The organism is Rhizobium sp. BK512 (assembly GCF_014194915.1).
Classification (GTDB): Bacteria; Pseudomonadota; Alphaproteobacteria; order Rhizobiales; family Rhizobiaceae; genus Rhizobium.
In genome coordinates this window covers 41729-63779 of record NZ_JACIAS010000016.1, presented here as the reverse complement: position 1 = coordinate 63779, position 22051 = coordinate 41729, and the positions used below count along the sequence as shown (strand labels likewise).

Annotated in this window: 29 protein-coding genes and 5 pseudogenes; 16 read left to right on the top strand and 18 right to left on the bottom strand. The window is 59.0% G+C overall.

The window, feature by feature from the left end:
- The first annotated feature begins 380 nt into the window (after positions 1 to 380).
- The gene (locus FHX06_RS35095) at positions 381 to 680 is read left to right on the top strand and encodes a hypothetical protein (protein WP_183882675.1); all 300 of its coding nucleotides are present in this window, start codon (positions 381 to 383) and stop codon (positions 678 to 680) included.
- 241 nt (positions 681 to 921) lie between these two features.
- Here the strand turns inward: FHX06_RS35095 and FHX06_RS35090 are convergent, their stop codons facing one another.
- Positions 922 to 1299 (bottom strand): hypothetical protein, encoded by a 378-nt coding sequence (locus FHX06_RS35090; RefSeq protein ID WP_246715812.1) that lies wholly within the window; start codon positions 1297 to 1299, stop codon positions 922 to 924.
- A 52-nt stretch (positions 1300 to 1351) separates the two neighbouring features.
- Between FHX06_RS35090 and FHX06_RS35085 the strand changes: the two are divergent.
- Positions 1352 to 1639: pseudogene (locus FHX06_RS35085) on the top strand (DNA cytosine methyltransferase); the annotation flags it as partial.
- Positions 1640 to 2385: 746 nt separating this feature from the next.
- Here FHX06_RS35085 and FHX06_RS35075 read toward each other — a convergent pair.
- Together FHX06_RS35075 and FHX06_RS35070 are read right to left on the bottom strand one after the other, a co-directional pair.
- Complete coding sequence (locus tag FHX06_RS35075) at positions 2386 to 2631, bottom strand: DUF982 domain-containing protein (protein ID WP_183882671.1); 246 nt, start codon at positions 2629 to 2631, stop codon at positions 2386 to 2388.
- A gap of 182 nt (positions 2632 to 2813) precedes the next feature.
- Entirely contained in the window at positions 2814 to 3113 is a 300-nt protein-coding gene (locus tag FHX06_RS35070; RefSeq protein WP_183882669.1) for a DUF982 domain-containing protein, read from the bottom strand.
- A gap of 127 nt (positions 3114 to 3240) precedes the next feature.
- On the opposite strand from FHX06_RS35070, the gene FHX06_RS35065 reads away from it, so the two are divergent.
- The 6 genes from FHX06_RS35065 to FHX06_RS35040 all read left to right on the top strand — a co-directional run bounded on the left by FHX06_RS35065 (position 3241) and on the right by FHX06_RS35040 (position 5066).
- A complete protein-coding gene (locus tag FHX06_RS35065; RefSeq protein ID WP_183882667.1) occupies positions 3241 to 3378 on the top strand; it encodes a hypothetical protein in 138 nt (45 codons plus the stop codon).
- An 88-nt stretch (positions 3379 to 3466) separates the two neighbouring features.
- Positions 3467 to 3574: a DUF1376 domain-containing protein gene (locus FHX06_RS35970; protein ID WP_183882665.1), complete on the top strand. Its 108-nt coding sequence runs from the start codon at positions 3467 to 3469 to the stop codon at positions 3572 to 3574.
- Between the two features lie 33 nt (positions 3575 to 3607).
- Positions 3608 to 3919: a hypothetical protein gene (locus FHX06_RS35965; RefSeq protein WP_183882663.1), complete on the top strand. Its 312-nt coding sequence runs from the start codon at positions 3608 to 3610 to the stop codon at positions 3917 to 3919.
- Positions 3871 to 4137 carry a helix-turn-helix domain-containing protein gene (locus FHX06_RS35050; protein ID WP_183882661.1) on the top strand — a complete coding sequence of 89 codons (267 nt, stop codon included), beginning with the start codon at positions 3871 to 3873 and terminating at the stop codon, positions 4135 to 4137. Before FHX06_RS35965 ends, FHX06_RS35050 begins: the two co-directional genes overlap by 49 nt.
- The gene (locus FHX06_RS35045) at positions 4134 to 4436 is read left to right on the top strand and encodes a hypothetical protein (RefSeq protein ID WP_183882659.1); all 303 of its coding nucleotides are present in this window, start codon (positions 4134 to 4136) and stop codon (positions 4434 to 4436) included. Before FHX06_RS35050 ends, FHX06_RS35045 begins: the two co-directional genes overlap by 4 nt.
- 15 nt (positions 4437 to 4451) lie before the next feature.
- Positions 4452 to 5066, top strand: a complete 615-nt coding sequence (locus FHX06_RS35040) for a hypothetical protein (RefSeq protein WP_246715811.1) — start codon at positions 4452 to 4454, stop codon at positions 5064 to 5066.
- Positions 5067 to 5149: 83 nt separating this feature from the next.
- Here FHX06_RS35040 and FHX06_RS35035 read toward each other — a convergent pair whose 3' ends face one another.
- Positions 5150 to 5371 carry a hypothetical protein gene (locus FHX06_RS35035; RefSeq protein WP_183882657.1) on the bottom strand — a complete coding sequence of 74 codons (222 nt, stop codon included), beginning with the start codon at positions 5369 to 5371 and terminating at the stop codon, positions 5150 to 5152.
- A gap of 1065 nt (positions 5372 to 6436) precedes the next feature.
- Here FHX06_RS35035 and FHX06_RS35030 point away from each other — a divergent pair.
- Positions 6437 to 6988: pseudogene (locus FHX06_RS35030) on the top strand (hypothetical protein); the annotation flags it as partial.
- Positions 6989 to 7133: 145 nt separating this feature from the next.
- On the opposite strand, the pseudogene FHX06_RS35025 reads toward FHX06_RS35030, so the two are convergent.
- Positions 7134 to 7271 (bottom strand): annotated as a pseudogene (locus tag FHX06_RS35025) (integrase core domain-containing protein); the annotation flags it as partial.
- Here FHX06_RS35025 and FHX06_RS36405 point away from each other — a divergent pair.
- Positions 7237 to 7992 (top strand): glycosyltransferase, encoded by a 756-nt coding sequence (locus tag FHX06_RS36405; RefSeq protein WP_183882681.1) that lies wholly within the window; start codon positions 7237 to 7239, stop codon positions 7990 to 7992. The pseudogene FHX06_RS35025 and the gene FHX06_RS36405 overlap by 35 nt on opposite strands.
- Before the next feature lie 256 nt (positions 7993 to 8248).
- Here FHX06_RS36405 and FHX06_RS35015 read toward each other — a convergent pair whose 3' ends face one another.
- Together FHX06_RS35015 and FHX06_RS35010 are read right to left on the bottom strand one after the other, a co-directional pair.
- Entirely contained in the window at positions 8249 to 8515 is a 267-nt protein-coding gene (locus FHX06_RS35015; RefSeq protein ID WP_018116004.1) for a BON domain-containing protein, read from the bottom strand.
- A 135-nt stretch (positions 8516 to 8650) separates the two neighbouring features.
- Positions 8651 to 8917, bottom strand: coding sequence for a DUF1488 domain-containing protein (locus FHX06_RS35010; protein WP_183882655.1), 267 nt, complete (start codon positions 8915 to 8917; stop codon positions 8651 to 8653).
- A 635-nt stretch (positions 8918 to 9552) separates the two neighbouring features.
- Here FHX06_RS35010 and FHX06_RS35005 point away from each other — a divergent pair.
- Positions 9553 to 9741, top strand: a complete 189-nt coding sequence (locus tag FHX06_RS35005; RefSeq protein WP_183882653.1) for a hypothetical protein — start codon at positions 9553 to 9555, stop codon at positions 9739 to 9741.
- Positions 9742 to 9947: 206 nt separating this feature from the next.
- Here the strand turns inward: FHX06_RS35005 and FHX06_RS35000 are convergent, their stop codons facing one another.
- The 5 genes and pseudogenes from FHX06_RS35000 to FHX06_RS34980 all read right to left on the bottom strand — a co-directional run.
- Positions 9948 to 11279, bottom strand: a complete 1332-nt coding sequence (locus FHX06_RS35000; protein WP_183882651.1) for a zinc-binding dehydrogenase — start codon at positions 11277 to 11279, stop codon at positions 9948 to 9950.
- 83 nt (positions 11280 to 11362) lie between these two features.
- The gene (locus FHX06_RS35955; RefSeq protein WP_183882649.1) at positions 11363 to 11659 is read right to left on the bottom strand and encodes a DUF3175 domain-containing protein; all 297 of its coding nucleotides are present in this window, start codon (positions 11657 to 11659) and stop codon (positions 11363 to 11365) included.
- Positions 11660 to 11711: 52 nt separating this feature from the next.
- On the bottom strand, positions 11712 to 12026 hold the full coding sequence (locus FHX06_RS34990) for a plasmid stabilization protein (RefSeq protein WP_183882647.1): 315 nt from the start codon (positions 12024 to 12026) through the stop codon (positions 11712 to 11714).
- A gap of 241 nt (positions 12027 to 12267) precedes the next feature.
- On the bottom strand, positions 12268 to 12960 hold the full coding sequence (locus tag FHX06_RS34985) for a hypothetical protein (RefSeq protein ID WP_183882645.1): 693 nt from the start codon (positions 12958 to 12960) through the stop codon (positions 12268 to 12270).
- A gap of 351 nt (positions 12961 to 13311) precedes the next feature.
- Positions 13312 to 13491 (bottom strand): annotated as a pseudogene (locus FHX06_RS34980) (cold-shock protein); the annotation flags it as partial.
- A 199-nt stretch (positions 13492 to 13690) separates the two neighbouring features.
- Between FHX06_RS34980 and FHX06_RS34975 the strand changes: the two are divergent.
- The 3 genes from FHX06_RS34975 to FHX06_RS34965 all read left to right on the top strand — a co-directional run bounded on the left by FHX06_RS34975 (position 13691) and on the right by FHX06_RS34965 (position 15946).
- A complete protein-coding gene (locus FHX06_RS34975) occupies positions 13691 to 14305 on the top strand; it encodes a flavodoxin family protein (protein WP_183882642.1) in 615 nt (204 codons plus the stop codon).
- 59 nt (positions 14306 to 14364) lie between these two features.
- The gene (locus FHX06_RS34970; protein WP_183882640.1) at positions 14365 to 15387 is read left to right on the top strand and encodes an aldo/keto reductase; all 1023 of its coding nucleotides are present in this window, start codon (positions 14365 to 14367) and stop codon (positions 15385 to 15387) included.
- Positions 15388 to 15559: 172 nt separating this feature from the next.
- A complete protein-coding gene (locus FHX06_RS34965; RefSeq protein WP_183882638.1) occupies positions 15560 to 15946 on the top strand; it encodes a VOC family protein in 387 nt (128 codons plus the stop codon).
- Between the two features lie 245 nt (positions 15947 to 16191).
- On the opposite strand, the gene FHX06_RS34960 is transcribed toward FHX06_RS34965, so the two are convergent.
- Both FHX06_RS34960 and FHX06_RS34955 read right to left on the bottom strand, forming a co-directional pair.
- Positions 16192 to 16575, bottom strand: a complete 384-nt coding sequence (locus tag FHX06_RS34960; RefSeq protein ID WP_183882636.1) for a type II toxin-antitoxin system VapC family toxin — start codon at positions 16573 to 16575, stop codon at positions 16192 to 16194.
- The gene (locus tag FHX06_RS34955) at positions 16572 to 16772 is read right to left on the bottom strand and encodes a type II toxin-antitoxin system VapB family antitoxin (protein WP_088703492.1); all 201 of its coding nucleotides are present in this window, start codon (positions 16770 to 16772) and stop codon (positions 16572 to 16574) included. The genes FHX06_RS34960 and FHX06_RS34955 overlap by 4 nt, the downstream gene beginning before the upstream one ends.
- Before the next feature lie 570 nt (positions 16773 to 17342).
- Here FHX06_RS34955 and FHX06_RS36145 point away from each other — a divergent pair.
- Both FHX06_RS36145 and FHX06_RS34945 read left to right on the top strand, forming a co-directional pair.
- A pseudogene (locus FHX06_RS36145) lies at positions 17343 to 17539 on the top strand (PAS domain S-box protein); the annotation flags it as partial.
- Positions 17539 to 17796, top strand: coding sequence for a response regulator (locus FHX06_RS34945; protein WP_183882634.1), 258 nt, complete (start codon positions 17539 to 17541; stop codon positions 17794 to 17796). The pseudogene FHX06_RS36145 and the gene FHX06_RS34945, both read left to right, overlap by 1 nt.
- Positions 17797 to 17803: 7 nt before the next feature.
- On the opposite strand, the gene FHX06_RS36400 is transcribed toward FHX06_RS34945, so the two are convergent.
- The 4 genes from FHX06_RS36400 to FHX06_RS34930 form a co-directional block, all read right to left on the bottom strand.
- Positions 17804 to 18466: a 2'-5' RNA ligase family protein gene (locus FHX06_RS36400; protein ID WP_409564455.1), complete on the bottom strand. Its 663-nt coding sequence runs from the start codon at positions 18464 to 18466 to the stop codon at positions 17804 to 17806.
- Positions 18467 to 18706: 240 nt separating this feature from the next.
- The gene (locus FHX06_RS34940; protein WP_183882632.1) at positions 18707 to 19132 is read right to left on the bottom strand and encodes a hypothetical protein; all 426 of its coding nucleotides are present in this window, start codon (positions 19130 to 19132) and stop codon (positions 18707 to 18709) included.
- Between the two features lie 242 nt (positions 19133 to 19374).
- Complete coding sequence (locus FHX06_RS34935; protein ID WP_183882629.1) at positions 19375 to 21039, bottom strand: PAS domain-containing hybrid sensor histidine kinase/response regulator; 1665 nt, start codon at positions 21037 to 21039, stop codon at positions 19375 to 19377.
- Positions 21039 to 21836 (bottom strand): alpha/beta fold hydrolase, encoded by a 798-nt coding sequence (locus FHX06_RS34930; protein WP_183882679.1) that lies wholly within the window; start codon positions 21834 to 21836, stop codon positions 21039 to 21041. The genes FHX06_RS34935 and FHX06_RS34930 overlap by 1 nt, the downstream gene beginning before the upstream one ends.
- Positions 21837 to 22051 lie beyond the last annotated feature (215 nt).

Genomic DNA, 22051 nt, shown 5'->3' with positions numbered 1-22051 from the left:
GCAGGAACTTGACCACAACGACCGACACGAACAATACCTAAAGGCGGGTCACTTCTCAGTGCAAATCCCGGGTCAACTCTCAGCGCAAATCAACACCTTTTGTTCACGCGCAGCTCATTACAGCGCTGACAACGCTTCTTAACGAGGCGGGCACGACCCGGATAGACCCCTAATTGGCTTGCACCGGTGATTTTGATCAACTCACGGCATCTCGACATTTGTGACGATGGTGGTGGGGTGTCGGCAATGATGGGCAGTGGCTTCGATGAATGCATTTGCTATCGTCCACAATAGAGCGCAGGTTGAGATCCTCGGCAGCCATAGAACGGGCGCTGCCGATTGAGGCCCGTGAGCTTCGCCCCAACCGGAAGGAGGACAGCATGTCTTCCGATATCAACACCGCCAATCTGAAAAGCAAAGACGTGAAGATGCTTCAGGAGGTTCTCGTCAGCTGCGGCTATAAGGGCAAAATGTCGGCGAACCCGGGACGAGAGTTCATGGTTGCCGCCAGACTGATCATTCGGCTTTTCCACCAGGGCCTGAGAGAGCCGGTCCAGCTTGCTAACGCTCTGCGCAGAAACTTCGGTAGCTCGCAGAAGGGCGCGGACGTCATAAATTTTTCGGGTCCGCATCGAGACGCCGTGCCGGAAGTAACGCCGCCGGAGCGTCGCGCTCACTGATAGACGCCTCATTGACTGCGATAGCAGCCGTGAGCGCTGAACCGACCACCCTTGCAAATACGTTTGGCTGCCATCCCGCATGTGAAATGGACGGTGGGGTGACGGCGACAGCGGGCGCGGCCTCGATCGCCTCTCGAAAGGCAGGCGGGGCCGAGCTTTCCGCCGTGCCGAGACTGCCAAGCCTGCCATGCGGCGGCAATCATTTCTGGGTGCGCCAGCAGTCATCGGCGTGCGACCTCCATTATGATTTTATAACTGCCGCCGTGTCGCCCGACACGCGCCAGAGGCGATCGGCAAGGGTGTTGGCGTCAATGCCGTGGGATTCCCACCAAGCCTGCTCGTGGCCGATCTTGTGCTGGGTGTCCGGGCCGGTGCGGTGCTCTTCGGGGAGGAGGGGGAGTGTCCAGTTGTCTCCTACCTTCGTTCCTTTCCCGCGCATGTGCTTTCCGAAGCGCTCGTCCGGGAAGTTGACGTGGGCTGCCTCGCAACCGAATGCTCCGGGCCGATCGCCGTCCTTCTCGGCCTGACGCTGCCAACGGAAGGGATCGTTCCATGTATGCTTGCCGGTGCGAACGCGTGGTGCATTGCCCCCCTGGACCTTGCCATAGCGCTTATCCATGAGCGCCTCGGCGTAGCAGCCGTCACATGCTGGACTGACCTTAGTGCAGCCCATGCGTTCCTACGGCTTCCGGGACGAGCGCGAGTTCGTAACACTAATCATCGACGGCGCGGAGTCCGTCATAGTCGATATCGGTATGCGGATGCTTACGCCTGGCGAACTCTATTCGGCGCAAGGCTTCCCGGCCGATTATCGGATCGATCCCGACGCGGACGGTCGGCCGTTCCCGAAGAATGTCCAGGTGTCGTGTGTCGGCAATTCTGTTTCGCCGCCGGTCGCGGCCGCAATCGTCGCGGCCAACTGCAAGCACCTCGTTGAGTATCGCGAGGCAGCCGAATGACCGAACCCTCCGAGATGATCGCCTGGCTCGACGGCCGCATCGCCTCCGCCATGACCTGGCTAGACGACCATGGCAGGGCTCCAACAACCCCCGCCCAGACCACGAGATCGAAACCAAGGAATACGACATTGCCGGTTATGAGGAGATCAAGGCGGCGTATGTGAAGGCATTGGCGAAGAGGGATGAACGAACTGACAACAATTACTGCCTGCAGACCCCACTAAAAAAGGGGGGCGAGATCATCCCGGAACCAAGGGGCGCAATCATCTCGGAACAAAGGGGCGGCTTCATCGGAATCGGCAGGTACACCACTGGAACATTCCCCTGGCCCTGGGAGACAGCCGCATGCGCATTGTAGTCGGCTCCCCTGATGAGGCTATCAATTGGCTCATCCACGAGCCCACCAAGACACTCCTAAATGGAAGCGAGCATGGAACGCCTGCCGAGACGTCATCGACGGAAGAATCCGGTCTGAAGACGCAAGGAAGGCAGCCGAGCTGGCCGCTGCTCGCGGATAAAGAGCCGGTCATGCCGCCTGCTAGCCATGATGGTACACTGCAAATTCCGAGGCAATCCGCCCCCTGATTCCGAAATGATGTCGCCCCCTTTGGCGGGCATCGGGCAAGGGTGGTGCTCTCCAACTGTCTGGGCCTCAAAGAACGTTAATTCCCCGCTGCCTCGCATCGTTCCAGGTTGACTGAGTAATCATTTTGCTGGGAGCGCGGCATCAATCGACGCTCACTCGATCAACGTCTGAGAATGCCGGCTTCTTCAGCCGCGCGGATGAAGGCGAGCTGTGCTTTTTCTCTGGCGACCTTCCCGTCCATAGAGGCGAGACAGGCTCGCCGAGCAGCGGAAAAGGATTTGCCCCCCTTGATTGGCCAAGAAGTCATCAAGCACGCAATGGCATCACGCGTGCTGCCGACGCTCCGGAAATGATCGGAGTTGTCGATCATCAACTCTATTGGCTTGTCCCACAGATCATCGCTCATGTTGTCGCCTCCGACGTGCCTGCCGCGGAAGAAATTCGCAGCCGATACACTCGTTCCGGCTATCGGACCAAGGTCCCTGGTGCGTATGCGACTAAAGGCCCATGAGCAAGCAGCATGGATTATGCGCTCTTCTCAGAGCAGAGAGAGGCCGCAATTGCAGCCTCTCCACTTACGCGACACTATCAGGCAGAAACACGCCCGCCGCCGGTCGGGGTCTTGATCATCCACGGCTGGATCGCCGGCTGCTTCATCAAGATTCCCTTTTTATTCCCGAACGCCCGGATGGCGTCGCGGGCTACCTCAAGCGGCTTGTGTCCGTCGTGGGCCATATAGCAGGTCTTGAGGACGGCCTCATGCACGAGGTCTCGGTCTTTCTCCGGCCAATCTTCGAGAAAATCGATCGCGTCCGCCAGAGAGACTATCTCTCGAATAAGGCCTTCCCGCTCCTTCAGATATACGGGACGATTGAAGTTCACGTTCATAGCTACCTCACTGAAAACGTTGGTGATCAACAAGGATGGCGCCCAAGCACAGCGCCGGCAGGAAATTTATTTTTTCGGCTTTTCGGTTTCAATACATACCACATGAAATTTTTGCGGGAGGCTCGCGATGACCTTCCTCGAAGCATATGCCCTTCACGGCCCGGACCTCGAACTTATCGGGGAAACCATTGGGGTCACCCCACCAGAAGCCGATCGCCTCATCAACGCGAAGCGGATTGCGAGTATTTCGGGCCACCAAAGCTGAGGGACGAAGCTCTGGAAAACCCGAAGCCGCGGCCGAAGATCCAGTTCGCCGGCTACGATCCCACTGAAAAGCAATGGGTGGCGAAGTCATGAGCAACCGCGCATGGATGCCGCTCCACATAGGCGACTATCTCGCCGACACGGGGCACCTGACGGCGACGGAGCATGGCGCCTACCTGCTGCTGATCATGTACTAATGGCAGAATGGGCGCCTGCCGGAAAACGAACGCGTGATCGCACGCGTCGCCAAGCTTTCGCCTGAGCAGTGGGAAGAAAGTCGCGACATACTCGCCATGCTGTTCGGTCCAGGCTGGACACACAAGCGCATCGATGCCGAGCTGTCGAAGCCGGACGAGATTATCGAAAAGCGCCGTTCGGCGGCAGAGGCGCGGCATTCGAAGGGCAAAACGCAAGCGTCAGATGCAAATGCAGTGCATGTGCAAAGCAAGTGCAGTGATACTGGCGTGCCACCTTTATCCACTTCGACGCTCACATGGTCGAGTGGTGGGATCGCGCAGGAAAGCAGCCCAAAACGTATCTGAAAGATCGGTGCCTGGAGCTCGATGTGCAGTATCGCGGCATTATCGGCCGCAGCCAGTGCCACCCGATCGTGAAGGTTCGCCAGGAGCTCATGTGGGAGCTGCGGGACAAATTCGGCTTGAGCTTCCCGGCGATCGGCCGGCTGTTCGCAGGACGTGATCACACCACGGTTCTATTCGCCGTCCGGAAGGTCGAAGCCTTGAAGCGAGGTGAGGCATGAACCGATACAGCGCATATCCTCGCCGCATCCCTGGCGGCTTCGGCTACTGGGCCATGATCAGGCTTTGCCGCGATAGCGAGCCGTCGCCGGTCATGGACGCAGGTGACAAACCGAAGGTGTTCAGCAGCAAAGGCGAAGCTGCGGAGGAGTGCCTCAAGCACATGGTCGCCTTCATGAACGGCCGCGAGATCCGCGGCGAGACATTCGACGTCATCGTCAAACCGGCGGTGGCGGCGCGGGCTAGGGCGGAGAAGCTTTTCATCGGCGGCGGCCGAACAGTTGAAGTCGAGCGGGTATAGGCGAGGGATACGGAAATGGCGGAACCGAAAAAAGTGCGCAAACGTCCGGCACGAACGTTCAAGGGCCTGACAGTCGCGAACGTCGACGAATTCACGGGCCTCGGCAGCCAGCATGCCAAGGTGAAGCTCGTCGAGATTGATAACCCACACTACAGCAAGGTTCACGCCGGGGCCTCTGGCAATCCCAAGACCGTCACGGCAGCAATGAACCTCCGCGAAAGCCCGATCGCCATGATGGCGGCAAAAGGGCATCTGGAAGCCCACCAGGTCGAGGCCGCTATCAAGTTCTGCCGGCTATGGGAATCGCTCGGTGGATCTGGCGCCGGGTCATTCGACTACTCCCGCGAGCCGGTCGATGGCGGCGGCGCGCGTGATCCGATCAGCGATCGCCAAATCGATGCCGGGTTCAAGCTTCAGGAGTGCCGCGAGCTGCTCGGCCGCCGGCATTATGACGTCGTCAGCCGTGTAGCAGGGGAGGGCTGCACCATCGCCGAACTCGGAGCGTCAAAGCGCGCTCGGCACACTCTGGCAGACTATCTGAAGGACGCCCTAGAGGATTTGGCTGTGCATTGGGGCTTCCAGAAGCGAAAAACACCACAGAATTCACCATCGGCAGTGTTGCCAAGGTAAACCTTGCAGGGCATTTAGTGATTAGCGTGGTGATTTGCGCAAAGCGGTCGCCCAATCAGCCGCCTCCGGGCGGCTTTTCCATTTCAGGCGTTGATCTCCTGGCTTTTCGCGGCGGGCTTCTTCCGCTTCCGTGGTGCCATTGCCTTGAGAGCCGTTTTACGGGCCGCCGCTTCAGCGTCCCTTGAAAGACGCAATTCGCGAAGGCGAGCAGTCTTCTCGTCGCGTGCAGAATTTCGAGCGAAAGTAAGTGATTGAGATTCCTTAGTGGTAATCTCGGCTTTGTCGTCGCGTGCTTTCTGAGTCATCTGTTCTACGTAGCGCGGTTCCGGTGAAAAAGTAGTCCCGCGCAGTGACTCATTTCTTAGCTCGGAAGGTTTCCCGTTCAAACAACACGGTCTGGCGAAGCACAGTCTGGTGGCCAAAGCGACCGCTCTGGAGCCGCGAGAACGCTGCGCGGCCCACCTTTCATCGCAGGCAGGGCAAACAGTAAGCCGCGCGGCTCATAACCGCGAAATATCCGGTTCAACTCCGGAGCCTGCAACCGCTATCGCTCGGAGCGCGTCTGCGTGTGAGGCTTAGGCCTCCCCGACGATGGTATCGGGGAGGTCGAAACAGTTCAGGGCTTCTTCTGCTTGCTAGACTCCACGGGCTTGGCCCCCAGAGTAGCCGGTGCTGCAGCTGGGGCGACCTTATCCTTCTTCGGCTTGCGGACCTCTTTGTTGCTTCTAGCTTGACCCTTAGCCATCGATTCCTCCTGGTTGAGATAACGGCGCATTACCGAGCAGCGCGTGAGAGAATGCAAGCCATATCTTATCGCTCGCAGACCCTGCCTCTGAGTGGTATCCGTACACAGCTCGCCCGTTCGCCGAGGCCCGTTTTTGTTTGGAGCGCGATATGAGACGCGCCGTGATCGCTGTCCTGTTCGGCACAGCCGTCGCCTGCCCTCCAGCCGCTTTCCTTACTGCGTGCCAGCCGTATCAGCCACCGGGTGAGGGGATCTGGTGGGCGCTCTAGGAGCCGAGGGTGCGCAGTGTGGCCACTTGAACGTCACAACTCTTGTCTCGCTTGCGGAGCAATTCTCACAAGTCCAGATGTCTTCGCGCTCTTGCTTACCCATGGGCCCCACAACACGTCCAACCTTCGTCCGACGCATAGTGTGTTCGCCGCAATTGTCGCACGTATCGCCTAGCCGTCGTTCTAATCTGGCTTCAAGTCGAGCAATCCGCTCTTCCATAAGCTCCATTCTCCCAGGAACCTTTTCAAGCTCTTGCCAGATGGGGATTTCCTTCAGCCATTTTCGGATATCGTCGATCACGCCCATCGCAGGTTGCAACAGCAGGGAACTCCATACCTGGTTGATCGGCAATCCTTTGACCCTGAAGACGGTTACCGTCGATGGCATCCCGATTGAAGTAACCGACCAGGGTGCCACGGTTATCGCAACTCTGCAGCAGCGGCTTGCGGATGCCCACTCCAAGATGGGCACGGCAGACGCCGCCCGCCTCGCAGCAATTGCTGCAAAAGACAGCGAGCTCGCCAAGAAGGATGCCGAAATCGACAGCCTGAAGGCAAAGGTGCTTTCGGATGCCGATCTCGACAAGCGTGTTCAGCAGCGTGGCGATCTCATCGCAGCCGCTGCGGTCATCGCCAAGGACGTCAAGACCACCGGCCTCTCTGACTCCGCAATCCGCAAGGCTGTCGTTGCCGCCAAGCTCGGCGATGCAGCCGTCGCCGATAAAGCAGACGCCTATATCGATGCTCGCTTCGACATCCTCGTCGAGGACGCGAAGAAGGCGACCGGTGGTGACCCGTTCGCTCGGGTTCTCGCCGACGGCGTCCGCCCCGCTGCCGACGCTCACACCGGAGCCGATAAGGCTTGGTCGGACAGCGTCAACGATCTCAACGCCTGGCGCAACAAGTAAGGAGGGCGGATCGATGCCTACTACCTATAGTAACACCCTTGCCGCATATGCGGTCGGCCGCCGCGTCAACATGGAAGCGTGGAAAGAGGTGGTTCGGTTTGTTTGAACAGCTTGGGGCGTTTCGTTAAGTGGATTTCCGCCTCGATTATGCCGCCAGCATCATTGGTGCCAACGGGACGTAGGCCAGATCCAGGGTCTGCCGGTCAAGGGATGAATGTGGGCGTCGGCTGTTGTAAAAGTTCAGATACCTGCCAATCTCAGCGCGAGCCTCGGACACGGTCTTCTGGCTTCAAATCCCCGACCAAAACTGTAAGGATTATATACGCGCGGCGGAAGCTTTGAATGCGGAACGCTTCGATGTCGTCTGCTTCCAGCACGAGTTCGGAATTTTCGGTGGCGAAGCCGGAAGCCATATCGTCGCGCTGCTAGTGTGCCTCGAAATGCCGGTCGTGACAACTCTTCACGCGGTGCTGGCGAAACCCAACCCTGCGCAACGTCGTGTTCTCACTCGGATCATCGAGATATCCGCGAAAGTCGTTGTGATGGCGGAAAAGGGCCGGTCGCTATTGCGTCAGGTCTACGGCGTCCAGATGGAGAAGATCGACGTGATCTCTGATGGGATCCCGGATATTGCTGTCAGCGAGCCTGATGTGGCAAAAGCTAAACTCGGCTTCGGGAACCGTTCCGTCATCCTTACGTTCGGCCTGCTGTCACCGAACAAAGGTATCGAGATCATGATCGTGGCTTCCGCGGCTGCTTGGGCAACGAACCGCCGCGCGCTGCGCGCAGTCTTCCTGCCGCGTCCGCCTCTCTTCCGGCAATCTTTCTGCTGTGGTCGTCACGGGCCTGTTCCAATTCCTCAATGGTCGGAAGCGGGCTGCGCGCCGACGTCCTGTCGCCCGCCTGGTCCTTGTCTTTTCCGGGCGTGTCAGCCGAAGACGCTTTATCGATGTCCGCATCCAACGTTGTGCGGGCGGCCTCGGCTTCGGCGATCATTTCCCTAGCGGAGGGGCTTTGGGCAGGACGGCTCTCATTCGCATTGGCTTGCCGGCCTGTGGTGGGGAGGGCCGGTCTGGTGGTCTCGTCTATTCTCTTGCGCATCGCTTATCCATCGGTCGCTTGCGTGGGGGCGGTTCTGGGCTGGCTGTCGGCCCGCACCCGGCAACGTGGAACCCGGCGCGGGGCCGGGCTCCTCGCCTCCGGCTGGCTTCGACCTTGGCCGGAAGTCGGCGCGCAGCCGCGCCGAGATGAAAGAGTGCGCTAGAGATCGCGCGTCAGCTCGTTATGAACGCTGCGCACGCCACGCGTTCGCAAAGTGGCTTCTTCGGCGAGCCAGATTTCCTCGCTGATGGAAACCCAGCCGGCAAGCGTGATGTCTCCGCCGCGCGCCGTCACGAATATATAGCTGGGGTCAAGATCGCCCGTATGGGCAAGCGCATCATAAACCGCCGTCTCGAGATCAACGTCCTGGGGCCGAGCTCGCGGGGCATCGTCCACTACGCTCAGATGTTTTCTATCGACTGACATTGCTCATCTCCGTGTCCGGTTCATCCCGGGTGTAAAAGCAAGACACGCTACGGTCTTCAGACTGGCTTGCCGCTCTTCAGGCCGCTGTCTCCATGCATGTCGCATGAGACCGCCGCGAACTGTTGCGGGACATGCCTAGCGGTGGACATCCTTCTCCGTCAGCGTGTATCGGTCCTTACCGCCGCGGCCGTAGACACCGGATGCTGCCTCCAGAATGGCGGGGCGCGCCGCGTCGAAGGCGCTCAGGCATTCGGCTTCGGTTCGGCTCGTCTGGGAGATGGAGCGCAGCGCGTTCGTCTCGATCAGAAATCGCACCTCGAACATGCCGTCATAGCCGGAGAAACGAACCCCATCGCGGCCCTCGTCGAAACTACGGCTCTTATTGGGGAAGATCAGGGGCATCGAGGTCTCTCCAGAAATCGTTTACTCCGGCTCCTGCCGGAAACTCTTGGGCACGACACCTGTTATCGGCGGGATAGGCACGTCGGGCTCACATCGGGTCTGGGTCAGATGTCTTTTCAGGCTGTATCTTCGGCGCGCTCTTTAAAGTCCGCAGGCGGACGACAGCCATTGCTGTCATCCCTTGCGGACGCGTCCATGCTGTTCAGGATCGCTGGAAAAAATGCTCTGCAAGGTGCCGGGGTACAGCGCGTCTTTGCCTATGAAGGGCTCTTTTGTTCCGGATACCTCTGTGATGGGATATGGGGCGCGGTCCGGGTATTGCAATGACTTGCTGCCAATAAACCCCGCTAACCCAGTGGCGCGCGGCTGACGCCGTTACCGCATCCTCCAAGAGCCCGAGGAGATCTCCTTACGAGGTTGTTCAGGACCGCAAGTCCGGCAAAAGCTCCGCCGAAAACCTTCAGGCAGCTTAAAGTTTTCACTCGCCCCGCTGACCACGGATGTACCGGCAGCAGAGCGGAGTGACTGCGAGGTCGGGTTAGCGCCCGGCTTTTGTTTTTGGACCGAGCTCTGACGGCTTTGATCCAACCCGACTTCTTGGATGCGTCCGAGCGCCAGCCCGAAAGAAGATTATCATGACCATGACGAAGCAGGCATTTTTCAAGCCCGAAAAAATCTCGGCACGAGACAAGGCCGCGACCACGGGTGAGATCGCGCGGCAGATCATCGAAACGGAGAGGGCTGACCAGACCAGGAAGACTGCGCGCTTGCGTCAATTGCGCGAGGCGCAGCCGGTCGAGCCAAAGCCGGTCCGCCCAACTTGACGCCGAAAGACAGCAATTCCGGCTTGATGGCAACCGTTGAACGGAGCTGGTGTGGAAACACGTTTTTGTCGGGTCAATGCCGCCCCGGGCGCATGAATCGGAAGGACCGGATATGACTGCCACTCCTACAAAAATTGCGCTCCCGCCATGGGTCGCTCTCGGCGAGTTCCTTGCTCCTCATTTAGATCTCCAATCTTTGCTGTCGCTTATTCCAAACGGCCCCAGGCTGCGTCCCATTCGATGCCCTCGACAAGCTCGATGAAAATGGGCTTATGGTCGTAATTGTGGGAGTCGGCCAGTTTGAAGGCTGCCTCAGGTTCCATCTCTTCACCGGGGAAGATCGTGTCACCCGTGCCCGGGTCCGCGATCTTGCGTACATACCCCCGGACCTGGTCGCCCGAATGGTAGAATTTAATGACCAACGATCCCGCGGGCGTTGCGCCCGGAACATACTGCTGATAGTCAGCGCGTTCTGCCGTTGCCGATGCGTCGACATCACCTGCTTTATACCAATGCGCAAGGTCCTCGCCCTCCGGGCGTCCTTCATTCTCCCAGATCTGATAGGCCCGCAGCCTGCGTGCCTCTTCGTCGATCGGGGCTGTCTGCGGCTGCTCGACGACCTTCAGAACCACTTTTCCGCGGATATGCTTTTCCTCGAGCGCGGCCTGCGCCTCCGCCACTTGGCGAAGTCCGAAGGTGGCGTCGACAACGACCTTCACTTTGCCTTGGTCGATCAGGGCGGCGATCTCCTGCAGTTCGGCGCCGCTTGGCTGGGCCGTATAGCGACTAACGCGGATATTCAGTCTTTTGGCCTTCCGTTTGTCCGGTTCCTGAAGCGTTGAAATCAACGCTCCGCCAGGCTTGACGACGCTGAAGCTGCGCTCCTGCGTCTCGCCGCCGATAAGATCGAAAACAAGATCCACAGGCTCAGCGCGGTTTTCGAACTTTTCGGCTTTATAGTCGATGACCTGGTCCGCTCCGAGATCGCGTACGAATTCCGTATCATCCGAAGACACTGTGGTTGCGACCCAGGCACCTTTCGCCTTGGCGAACTGAATGGCGAAATGACCGACACCGCCGGCACCGCCATGAATAAGGACGCGCTGGCCGGGCTGGAGACCGCCATGATCGAAGAGCCCCTGCCAGGCGGTGATACCCGCGAGCGGCACGGCGGCTGCAGCGATCGCGTCCAGTGAACGCGGCTTGGCGGCCACCTCGTCTGCGCGGGCTAGGACGAACTCCGCGTATCCTCCGTGTTCTGGCGACAGGAATGCAAAGACCTCATCGCCAACCTGGACACTGAAAACGTCGTCGCCTTTGGCTTCGATCCTACCGCTGACGTCCCGGCCAAGCACATAGGGAAGATCTCTTTCGGTCACCACCGGATACTTGCCTTCCCGCATCTTGGCATCGACAGGATTGACGCTTGCGGCGAAGACTTTGATGAGCACTTCGTTCGCGGCAGGTGCCGGCCCGTCGATTTCCTCGATTGCGATCACTTCCGGCCCGCCGAAACGATGAATACGGACAGCTTGCATGATGAGGTTCCTCTCAAAAAACGGACACGACGATGTCTTATTGGTTGTCTGGGATGGCGACGCTGAGCACTCCAAGCGTCGTTCTAGCGTTTCGGCTCCCTGCCGAAATCCTTGCGCAATTCATCCTTGGCCCGATCGAGCGTGGCCAATCTTGATTTAGACAGATGCTTGCCGGCGCGATTGATGTAACAACTGAGCATCGACATGGCGGACTGGAAAGGACTTGCCTTGCGGCGGTCGCTCTGTTCGGACGATTTTTTCAGGGAATCCGCAATCTTCTTGGCGCTGCGCTGCTTGAACACGCCTTGCTTCAGGTCCATTGCGTCACTGTTGTCGGTCACATCCTGGGACCATTTCTGCTTGGATTTCTCTTTTGGCACGACTGTTCCTCCACCAAAGAGAACGGCGCCCCTTTTGAGCGGCGCCGGGTCCTCAGTGATGAGCGTGGTGTTCGTTGCGTTTGCGGGTTGCCGCAGCTTTTTTGGCTGATGCAGAACGCTCCTCCTTCGTGCGTGACGCGGCGGCCGCCCCACCCTTGTGTCCGCCCTTTTCGGAGGAAGCGTGGTTTTCCTTATGCCCGCGGCCGGAACCGGATTTTTTGCCACCGCCGCTTTCCTTGTTGACGGTAGCCCATGCACGGCGCTCGGCTTCCTTTTCCGAGACGCCGCGATCTTCGTAGCTTTCCTCGATGTGTTCGGCCTTGCGCTTCTGCTTGTCGGTATAAGCGGATTTGTCACCTTGTGGCATGGAACATCTCCTGTTGTTTCGATGAAGTAAGGAAAACGATACCCGGTTTACAAAGTTCCTGAACGAAACCGGGCCGTTTGTAACGGAAGATCCCTGAGATCGTCACGATTTTGACTCCCGACGGCAGGCTGGTCCTATCGGTTCGAGACGCCGCCCCGCCATTGAGGAGAAGCGCGTTTGCGCCTGCGTCGCCATGGAACCATTTTCCGAACCAGTGAACGTTTCGTTGGAGAGCCGACCCTCAGCGGTTTCCAGGCAGAATCTGACCCCGCCGAAGGTCGTCGATCGACTGGTCCTGAGGCCTCCTGTCGCCTGCAGGTCGGCCGCCTTCAGAAACATCGCGCTGATGACCTGTCGGAAGTGCGTCATCGACGACGTCGTCGGGCAGTTCCTCCGTCAGCTCATAGGCGCGGACGCGAGGCGACGTCGCCTCGGTACTGCGGGCATACCGACCGACGCCCGTCGCAGCACCGGCAGCGGCGTCCGCCTGAAATACGCCATCCTTCGTCGCGACCGCCGATCGGTCGCGTCCGGCCGTCCAGCCTTCTTCGCGCCAGAGATCGGCCCGCTCATCCATGTCGATGGAACCTTCGTCGTCGAGAATATCGTGGGCTGTGTCGTAATTGCCCTGGTCGACGGAGGCGGAGACTAGGAAACCTCCGCGCCGAAGACCTTCGGCATACACGTCGCGGTCATCGTCCGGGAAGAACCAGTCTGCGAGCCCTGCCCAGAAGCCTGAGCCTTCCGATGCTGTCGTCAATCCTTCGCCGTCGGCCTCGTAGCCGGGCATCAAGCGGACGTCGACAACGCCTGCGCTCTTCAGCTTGTCGATCGCCGCCTCGGCGTCGCTTCTGGAATCGAAAAAGGCCGTTAACGTGCTCTTGGCGCGATTGCCTGTGATGACGGGCGCGCCGTCGTTATAGAGATTGGTCACGAGAGCTCCTCCGAGTTCGTGTGGCAGACCAACGAAGGGAGGAGGCTAATGTTCCGGTCACCCTGGGTCGGATCCATGCATGTCCGAGGAGGGCGCACATCCCGCAGGCAAGCGCGCCGCTCGGGAGGCTGCCGGAACTACGACAATGGACGGCCTCCTGCAGAGAACGCTCTTCGACGGCGACACAATGGAAATCCTGCCGCTGAACAGAAGATCTTGGGCCGAGTATACGGGCCCGGCCCGTGCGATTACCGTGGCGCCGTGCCTTGATGGACGACGACTGTTGCGGGAGATGCGAGGAACGGCTGTTGTCACAGACGGGTGGGCAGGCATTTTAGGCTTTGGAAAGGGTCAGATCGCTCGGACGTTTTCGGCCTTCGACTTGCCGGTCTCCCGATCCTGGCCGAGCTCGTAGGAGACGTTCTGCCCATCGCGCAGCGCGCCACCTTGGACTGCGGAAATATGAACGAAGATGTCCTGTCCGCCGTTCTCTGGTGTGATGAAACCGAAGCCTTTGTCTTCATTGAAAAAACTTTACGGTTCAGTTTGGCACTTTCGTCCCCGGTTCGTGGATTGCTGACGTTCATTTGATAGCCGTACCGCCACCATTTCGTAACGGCGGCCCGCCAGGACTTTGGCCGCCCGTCCTCTTTCGAATGAGACGGAAGGAAACGATGGAACTTCGAATGCCAGCAGGGGTTTGCCATCCAAATTATCAAGAGGATGACCTATGACCCTGAAAGCCCTGGCGTTCAACGCGACCTTGAAGCGCAGCGAGAACAAGGAGCCGTCTTCAACCGGACGCATGCTCGACCTCATTGCTGCGGAGATGGCAAAGTCCGGCGTTGAGACAGAGACTATCCGGCTTGCCGATTATGACATCCTGCCGGGCGTCACGTCCGACGAAGGGACCGGCGACGCATGGCCGGCACTCCGCAAAAAGGTGCTTGCAGCCGACATCGTCATATTCGGCACTCCGATCTGGATGGGGCAGCCAGACAGCATTTCCAAGCGCGTCCTCGAGCGCATGGACGCGTTCCTCGAGGAGACTGATGACGAAGGCCGGATGGTCTCCTACGGCAAGGTCGCGGCGGTTGCCGTCGTCGGCAACGAGGACGGTGCCCATCATGTGTCGGCCGAGATGTACCAGGCGCTAAACGACGTCGGCTTTACGATCCCGGCTAATGCCGTCGCCTACTGGGTGGGTGAAGCGATGGGGAGCACGAACTTCGTGGATCTGAAAAAAGTTCCCGAGGAGGTCACGACGATGGTCGAGATGCTCGCCCGAAACACCATTCATCTGGCAAAGCTCCTGAAGTCCAGCCAGTACCCCGGCGAGAAGTAGCCTACCGCTAGCCTAGGTTCCCAACCGAATAGTTTGCAAAGCATCAGAGGAATTCCATCATGCCATTGAACAGCCGCGTCCGCGATATCTTCAAGCCTGAGTTCAAGTTCGGCATGGGCGGCGTCTCGCTCGGCAACGAGTTCAACAAGATCTCCGACAGGCAGGCCGAGGCCGCACTCGAAGCGGCATGGAGCGTCGGCGTGCGATATTACGATGTCGCGCCCTGGTATGGCCTTGGGCTTGCCGAACGGCGCTTCGGGCATTTCCTTCACAATCAGAAGCGATCCGACTACCTGCTGTCCACGAAGGTCGGAAAGCTCCTGAAGGCGTCGAAGGACAACGGCCACGAGAAGATGTACCCGCTGTCGGATTCTCCGAACGACCTCGTCATCGACTACACCGCAGATGGCGTCCGTCGTTCGATCGAGGACAGCCTCCAGCGCCTGGGCGTCGACAGCATCGACATCGCCTTCGTCCACGATCTGTCGCCCGACTTCGCATTCTTTCCGACCCCGTGGGAGGAGCAGTACGAGATCGCCCGCAAAGGCGCCTTTCTCGAACTCACGAAGATGCGGGAAGAGGGCATCATCAAGGGGTGGGGCGTCGGCGTGAACACGCCGATGGCGATCCTCAAAGTGATAGAGGACGCTGATCCGGACGTGTGTCTGTGCGCCCGCCAATATTCGCTGATCGATCACGAGGCTACAGTCGAAAAGCTCTTCCCGAAGGTGGGGGAGAAAGGCGTCGGGCTGGTCATGGGTTCGAGCCTCAACGCCGGCTTTATCGGCGGCAGCCCGCGCTACAACTACGGGGTGGACAACTACGAGATTCCGCCGCAAGTCATCGAGAAGCGCCGCAAGCTGCGGGAAGTCGCCGAACAATTCGGCGTCGATCTTCGAACCGCCGCCATCCAGTTCTCCGCCGCCCCGGACGTCGCCGTCGCCCTCGTGGTTGGCGCCGGCAGCGACCGGCAGATCCGCGAGGACTGGAATTCCCTGCAGACCAAGATCCCCAACTCGTTCTGGCAGGCGCTGAAGGATCGCGGTCTGGTCCACCGCGATGCTGCCGTGCCATCGGTCTGATATCGCGCACTTGCCGGCAATCCATCGGGCGCCATTTCCCTGCAACGGGATCAAGGGGAGGGTGGTCACATGACCGGATGGCTGGCGGAGTATCAGATCGAGATGCGGTTTCTTCCGCATGTCGCAGCACTGCTCTTTGCCTACGTCCTTGCACTTCCCATCGCCTCGAGGCATGGAGAAGGACGATCCCGGGCCGCCGGTCATGGCCTTCATCGACATGGGAGACCGGTTTCTCGCGCTGGTGAAAGGTCGCCATCAACCGCCGGACACGAGCCGACATTTCGGGCTGGTCGTCGACTGCCGCGGACGGGTAGGCGAACTTGCGCTTGCCGCCAAGGCCACGATACTCGACGGCCCTTTCCTGGACTTCCTCGACCCCTGGGGCAATCGCATCGAGGTCGTCGAATACTGCGATCTGCAGTTCACAAAGACGGATGCTGTGTGCGCTCGATGGGTCTTCACCCTGAAAAGACGGACAAGGCGGTGGCGGAAATCCGGAACAAGGAGATGGCTTGAGCGAGCTCGTCCGAAACTCCTTACGAAAGGGATGCAACCCTGATGGAAAAGGATGACCTACGGATAGAGATCCCGCGGCTCGCGGCGGAGGCGGATGCAGATCCCGCATCGACGGTCGATCTGAAGGCGCTGGCCATCCATCTCTAGCCGAACTTCAACGAATTCTCCGGGGTCGGAACGGCCGGCGCGGCGCTATTAGCCGAATATCGAGCATTTGCGAGATCCGCGTTACGAGGGTGGCTGGGATATCGTTGGTGTCACGCGGTGTGCCGCGCTTCGATACAGCATTTAGTTTCGCGCGTTGTCAGGGGTGTGCAGCGAGGCCCCCGCCTTTTTGGCCGCTGCCCGCAGTCGCTTGTCTCTGGTCCATAGGGCCGCTCGTTTATCGAGGAGAACTGAGGCCAGCAAGTGGGCATCTGTGTAGCCAATGCCCATGCTGAAAATGGCGTGGCGATCAATCATCATCATGACTTCTTCGTGAGTGGCGACGAACGCTTCGCGCTGGGCCGCCAGGAAAGCTATCACGCCAGTGCGCTCCCGAAAGCTGCCAAGTGCGAGCTCTCCGATTACGGCTGAATGGCATAAAAGACGATCGTCTTCAATAATCTTACGCAGCTCTGCATCGGCATGCCGGAAATGATCGATCCAGATGGAAGTGTCGGCAAGTATCACTTGGCAGCTGCGCTCCGGCGGCGTGGGGCTGCCTCCGCATCCGGCATAGTTCCGCCGAGCGCGATGAGGCGTTTTCCCGACTCCACACGAACAAGCGTTTCCAACGCTTGGCGGACCAAAGTGGCGGTTTCTTTCGTGCCGGTTAGGGACCTAGCCCTTTCTATAAGGGTATCGTCGAGATTGATAGTCGATCGCATCGTTTGGTTTCCTGAGTTGATCTTATAAATAGCACCATTTGGTGATGAAATATACGCCTTATCTCCACTCTAATAAGTCCGCCGTCGGATGATGCAATTCCGGCAACGTGTTATTGCCCGGGCGCGGGCACCCTCGCTCAAGGCAAGCGTGGCCTCGCCAGCGATATGCGTCGACTTCGTACCCTTGAAACCTAAAAACTGCAGGCGCGCGCGGTTTTGTATCCCGTCGACAGAACGATTGCGGAATGCGGGGTCGGTTGTTCGTATCCCTTCAAGACTTCCAACAGGACCCGCCGACACCTGCAGCACTAACTTCGAGAATATGGGTAGGAAGAAAGTGCGCCGCGCGGGTCCTCGCTGAGCATGGCGGCAGGGCAGTTTTGCCATCGATGAGCGTTCGTGATCGGTTCGTGCCGAATTGCCCAACTGCTTCGGCCCTATCCCCATGAGCAACCGGCGACATAGATCTAACTCCAGGGTATGAGGCCTCGCAGCGCTTTTAGGTTGTCTTGCCATCGAGAGCGATTAAAAGTCGGAAGGAAAATATGGGCGGTACCGGCGGGAGAAGGCATGGACGAGAATGATGTGAAGAGCGAGCAGCGCTTCCGACTTCTGATCGAAGCGATCACTGACTATGCGATCTACATGCTCGACCGGGGCGGCTTCGTGACAAGCTGGAACCTGGCGCCGAACGGCTGAAGGGATATACGGAACAGGAAATCGTCGGGCGCGACTTCTCAACCTTTTACACGGACGAGGATCGCGCATGAACACGGTGCTGTTGCTGGAGGATCTGGGAATGGAAACAATCGAGGCCTCGTCCGGCGAGGAGGCTCTCGCTATCTTGGGCTCGAGGCAGCTTCCCGATGTGGTAGTCACCGACCATGCGATGCCGAAGATGACCGGTGCGCGCCTCTGTGAGGAAATCCACGCGAGGTTTCCCACGCTCCCGGTCGTGCTTGCGACGGGCTATGCGGAACTACCAGAGGGCGCCGGCGACATTAGTGGGGTCGTAAGGCTGTAGAAACCGTTCAGCCAGAAACAGTTGTCGCGGGCGCTGGCAGAGGCCCGCCAAGGTGGCCGCTGTTTCTGATCGATATCAGCGGGGGTTGGGCGGATGCGTTGCGAGGCTGCGATTTGGCTTGATGTGCAGGCGTCGTGCGACTCAGCCAGAAGCGAGCCTGTCCACCGCTACCGATGTCAGACGCTCCACTTCTCCATGGGGACATCTGAGGGAATAGCGGCACTCCTCTCCGCAATCGCTGTTGGGTTATCTTCGAGAAGCTTGCCGCACCTCCTCCCGCGGCACGCTTGCGTTTTGCCTTGGGTCCGTGACGAGAGGCCAAGCAAATCCAAAATCGTACCCAGCCAGAATTTTCTCGATTGGATGCGAGCCATAAACCGGCTCTGAAGGTTACCGTGAACCAATGAGCGAATGGCATTGTGGCTTCGCTAGTCCAAGGACCGTCAAGATATCTCCATAGATCGAGCCCCACAATGTCGATGTCGTGGGGATGGAAATTGCCGGCGAGTTCGCGATGAAGCTTGCTCGCTTCGGCGACGGAGACCTTGTTTTGGATCGTGATGTGCGGCCGCCACGTCTGCATGTCCTGCGACCCAAACCAGTGGAGGAAATCCCTGCGTAGGCCATCCCTGATCGAGTTCAGCTCCGTGCTTTCGATTGTGAATGCCACGCCGGCTCCGAGATGACGGACGCCGCTAGCGCGGGCTAAGATCGTGCGCGTCTCCTTCTTAACAAATTGAAGGCTTTCGACGATCCTTCCAACCTATTCGCCCGGCAGCCGGTGAAACATCGTCCGATGAGCCCCCAGGAAATTCCGGTCTTGGGGAAAAATGTTTCTGACGTAGCAGATCGGACGGGATAAGATCATGCTCGGCAATTCGGGCGGTCAGGATCATGGGATGGCGTGTCTTCAAATCGGCGGTCCCGACTCATCTAGTAAAGTCAAATCAGTCACAAAAGCGTCTGCTGGGCGAACGGACATTGTCGGTGCTTGCGTTTCTCCTCGCCGCAGACGCTCCGTATCGGCGCTAAAGCCAATGTCCGCGTCGCGGTCCCCTGTGAAGGCAGTGAGTGTCTCCATAGAGAGGCGTTCCCAGCTTTTGCCGCGATCAGGACCTGCCCGAACCCCCGGTAATATGCCCGGCTCAGAACTCCAAAACAGGAGCTTATCCAACGAAGCGGCGTTTAGCTCGTCACGCAGATGATGGGCCGTGACATAGGCATCGGGCATGGCCCGATGGGCGGGCAGGCCGATCTCGTGGATCAGGCCTACGGGCCTGCGCTGATAACCCAGCATCTGGTTGGAAAACCTTGGAAGCTCCGGCCAGACACGCAAAGCGCATTTCCACGTACAGATCCAGGGCGTAACACTCGCCAGTCTTGGCGTGCAGTAACGTCGCTGCTCGAAGGCGGCACGGTGTGCGCCAAGTGCGGCGATCGGGTGCGGCGATCATTCGATGGCGGCCGCTGAAGCATGGACTAGAGGTCCCAGATTCAGCCCCGCCACTGCGAGCGGCTTCGACAACTCTGTAGCTTTTTCATCGCGAAAACGCTGGCGTGGCGGATGGTGTCACGACCTTATCTTGGTCTATGGTCGAGAGCCATACGTACCTTGCGCGCCAAGTCTCCAAGCGCTGCCGGCTTCTGCAGAAAAATAACACCCTCGTCAAGCACGCCATTGTGGATGACCGCATTGCGGCTATACCCGGTCGTGAACACGACTGGCAGTCCTGGACGCTTGCTCCAGATCTCGTCCGCCAGTTTTCGGCCGTTCATCGGTGCCATGACAATGTCCGTGAACAGGAGCTTCACGTCCGGACGCTCGTCGATGAGTTTCAGGGCTGCAACAGGACCGTCGACCGCCACGACGGGGTATCCCAGCTCCTCCAGCATCTTGGTATGCACTTCGCGGACACTGGCGTCATCCTCCACCAAGAGAACGAGTTCGGTCGCGGAGCCTCGCGGCACGCTTTCGTCTTTCCGCAGCTGCGCCGTCTCGGTCGGTCCGTAATCCCGCGGCAAATAGATCTTCATTGTGGTGCCGAGGCAAACCTCTGAATAGATCTTCATGTGCCCACCGGACTGTCTTGCGAAGCCGAAGACCTGACTGAGGCCCAGCCCTGTTCCCTTGCCGACCGGCTTTGTCGTAAAGAATGGGTCGATCGCCTTTTTTATAATCTCAGGCGCCATACCGCACCCTGTGTCAGTGACGGAGATCATTACATACTGCCCAGGGCGGATATCATGCTCTGCCGCATATGCTTCGTCGATATGCGCGTTTGCTGTCTCGATCGTCAGCTTGCCGCCGTCCGGCATGGCGTCTCGGGCGTTGACGGCGAGGTTGAGAACCGCGTTTTCGAGCTGGTTCGGGTCGGCCTTGGTTCGCCACAGTCCAGCCGCCAGTACCGTCTCTTTCTGAATGGGCTCGCCGAGTGTCGAGGCTAGAATTTCGGCCATATTCGCGACCAGCTTGTTGGCATCGACGGATTGCGGCGACAAAGGTTGTTGCCGTGAGAAGGCGAGCAACCTCTGGGTCAGGGTGGCGGCACGATGCGCTCCGTCCAATGCCGCCTCGAGGAGTTTCGGGAGGTCGTCGAGCGCGCCGCGTGCGAGCCGGCGTTGCGCCATATTCAGGCCGCCTATGACCACGGCAAGCATGTTGTTGAAATCATGCGCAACGCCGCCGGTGAGATGACCGAGTGCTTCGATCTTTTGCGCCTGGTGTAGAGCACTCTCCGCAGCGCTTTTTTCCTGAACGGCGATGGCGATGCGCTCTTCCAGCGTAGTATTGAGATCTTTCAGCGCGGCGGCCGAACGCTCGGCCGCCGCGCGCGCTTCGAGGAGTTCTTTTTCATAACGGCGCCGGTCGGTGGCGTTGAAGATAGTAATCCGGACGAATTTGACCGCGCCGTCTTCGGCCAGCCTCGCGACCGCATTAACGAGGACCGGCAGACGGGTGCCATCCGCCTTCACCATGTCGAGCGCGACTTCGTTGAAAGCACCCTGCATCGTCAGCAGCGGTGCAAAATGCGTCTCGAAAAAGATTTTCCCAGGCATGGTCAGGAAGTCGATGAACTTGCGGCCGACGATCTTGCCGCCGGACATGCCAAGCCAGGAGCATAGCGTTTTGTTGGCAAGGATGATGCGCCCGTCCGATCCAGCCGAGATGTAGCCGCAGGGCGCATTCTCGAATAGATCCAGCAGGTCGTCTACATTTTGGGGAATGTCCAAGCTGGAGTTCATCAGGCGGCGGCCACGAATGTCTCGATGGCGGCAACGGTCTCTTGGGGGTGACTGAGGTTCGGACAATGGCCCGTCGCCCTCATCAGAACGAGAGTGCTGCCGGCGATCTTGGCGTGAAGATAATGGCCGACCGAGACCGGAGCGATCACGTCCTCCGCACATTGAAGGATCAATGACGGAACCCTCACGTTGTCGAGGTCCGCCCGATTGTCGGCCATGAACGTCGCGCGCGCGAAATGCTTGGCAATTTCCGGGTCGGTCTGGCAGAAACTGTTGGTCAATTCCTCCGAGAGTTCGGGCCGGTCGGTGTTGCCCATGATTACGGGCGCCATTGCGTGCGACCAGCCCATATGGTTGCTGTCAAGAAATTCCAGCAGTTCATCGACTTGTTGCCGGCTGAACCCGCCATGGTAATCGAGATCGTCGATATATCTGGGCGACGGGCCGACGAGCAGAAGCCTGGAAAACATCGTCGGCGCCTCTGCAGAAGCGAGCACGCCCATCATGGCGCTAACGGAATGACCGACGAATATGCCATTTTCGATCCCGAGCTCCTTTCCGATCTCGACGATGTCGGCTGCATATCCATCCAGGCTGCTATATTTTTTAAAATCGTAGGCAGACAGATCGGAGCCTCCGGCGCCGACATGGTCAAAAGTCACCACCCGAAAACGGTCCGCAAATCTCGGCGCGACGTACCGCCACATATTCTGGTCGCAACCGAAACCGTGCGCGAACAACATCGTTTGCGAGCCATTGCCGATGACCTTGACGTTGTTCCGATTAACGACTGACATAGAATGCTCCTGGTCTGGCAAGCGATCGGCTTGCGCGCGACCTTGAGCCGCAATTCTGATCTTGGCTTAATATTGTCAGGTCGCGGGTTTAATCAAGTCAAGACGTGTGTTGGTGGCGCGCAGACTGCGCAGGCCGACAATAATCGATACTGTCAAGCGGCCAAAATCATGCAGATGGTGGCGTCCTCCTTCGGCCAAATGTTCTGGTGGATGCG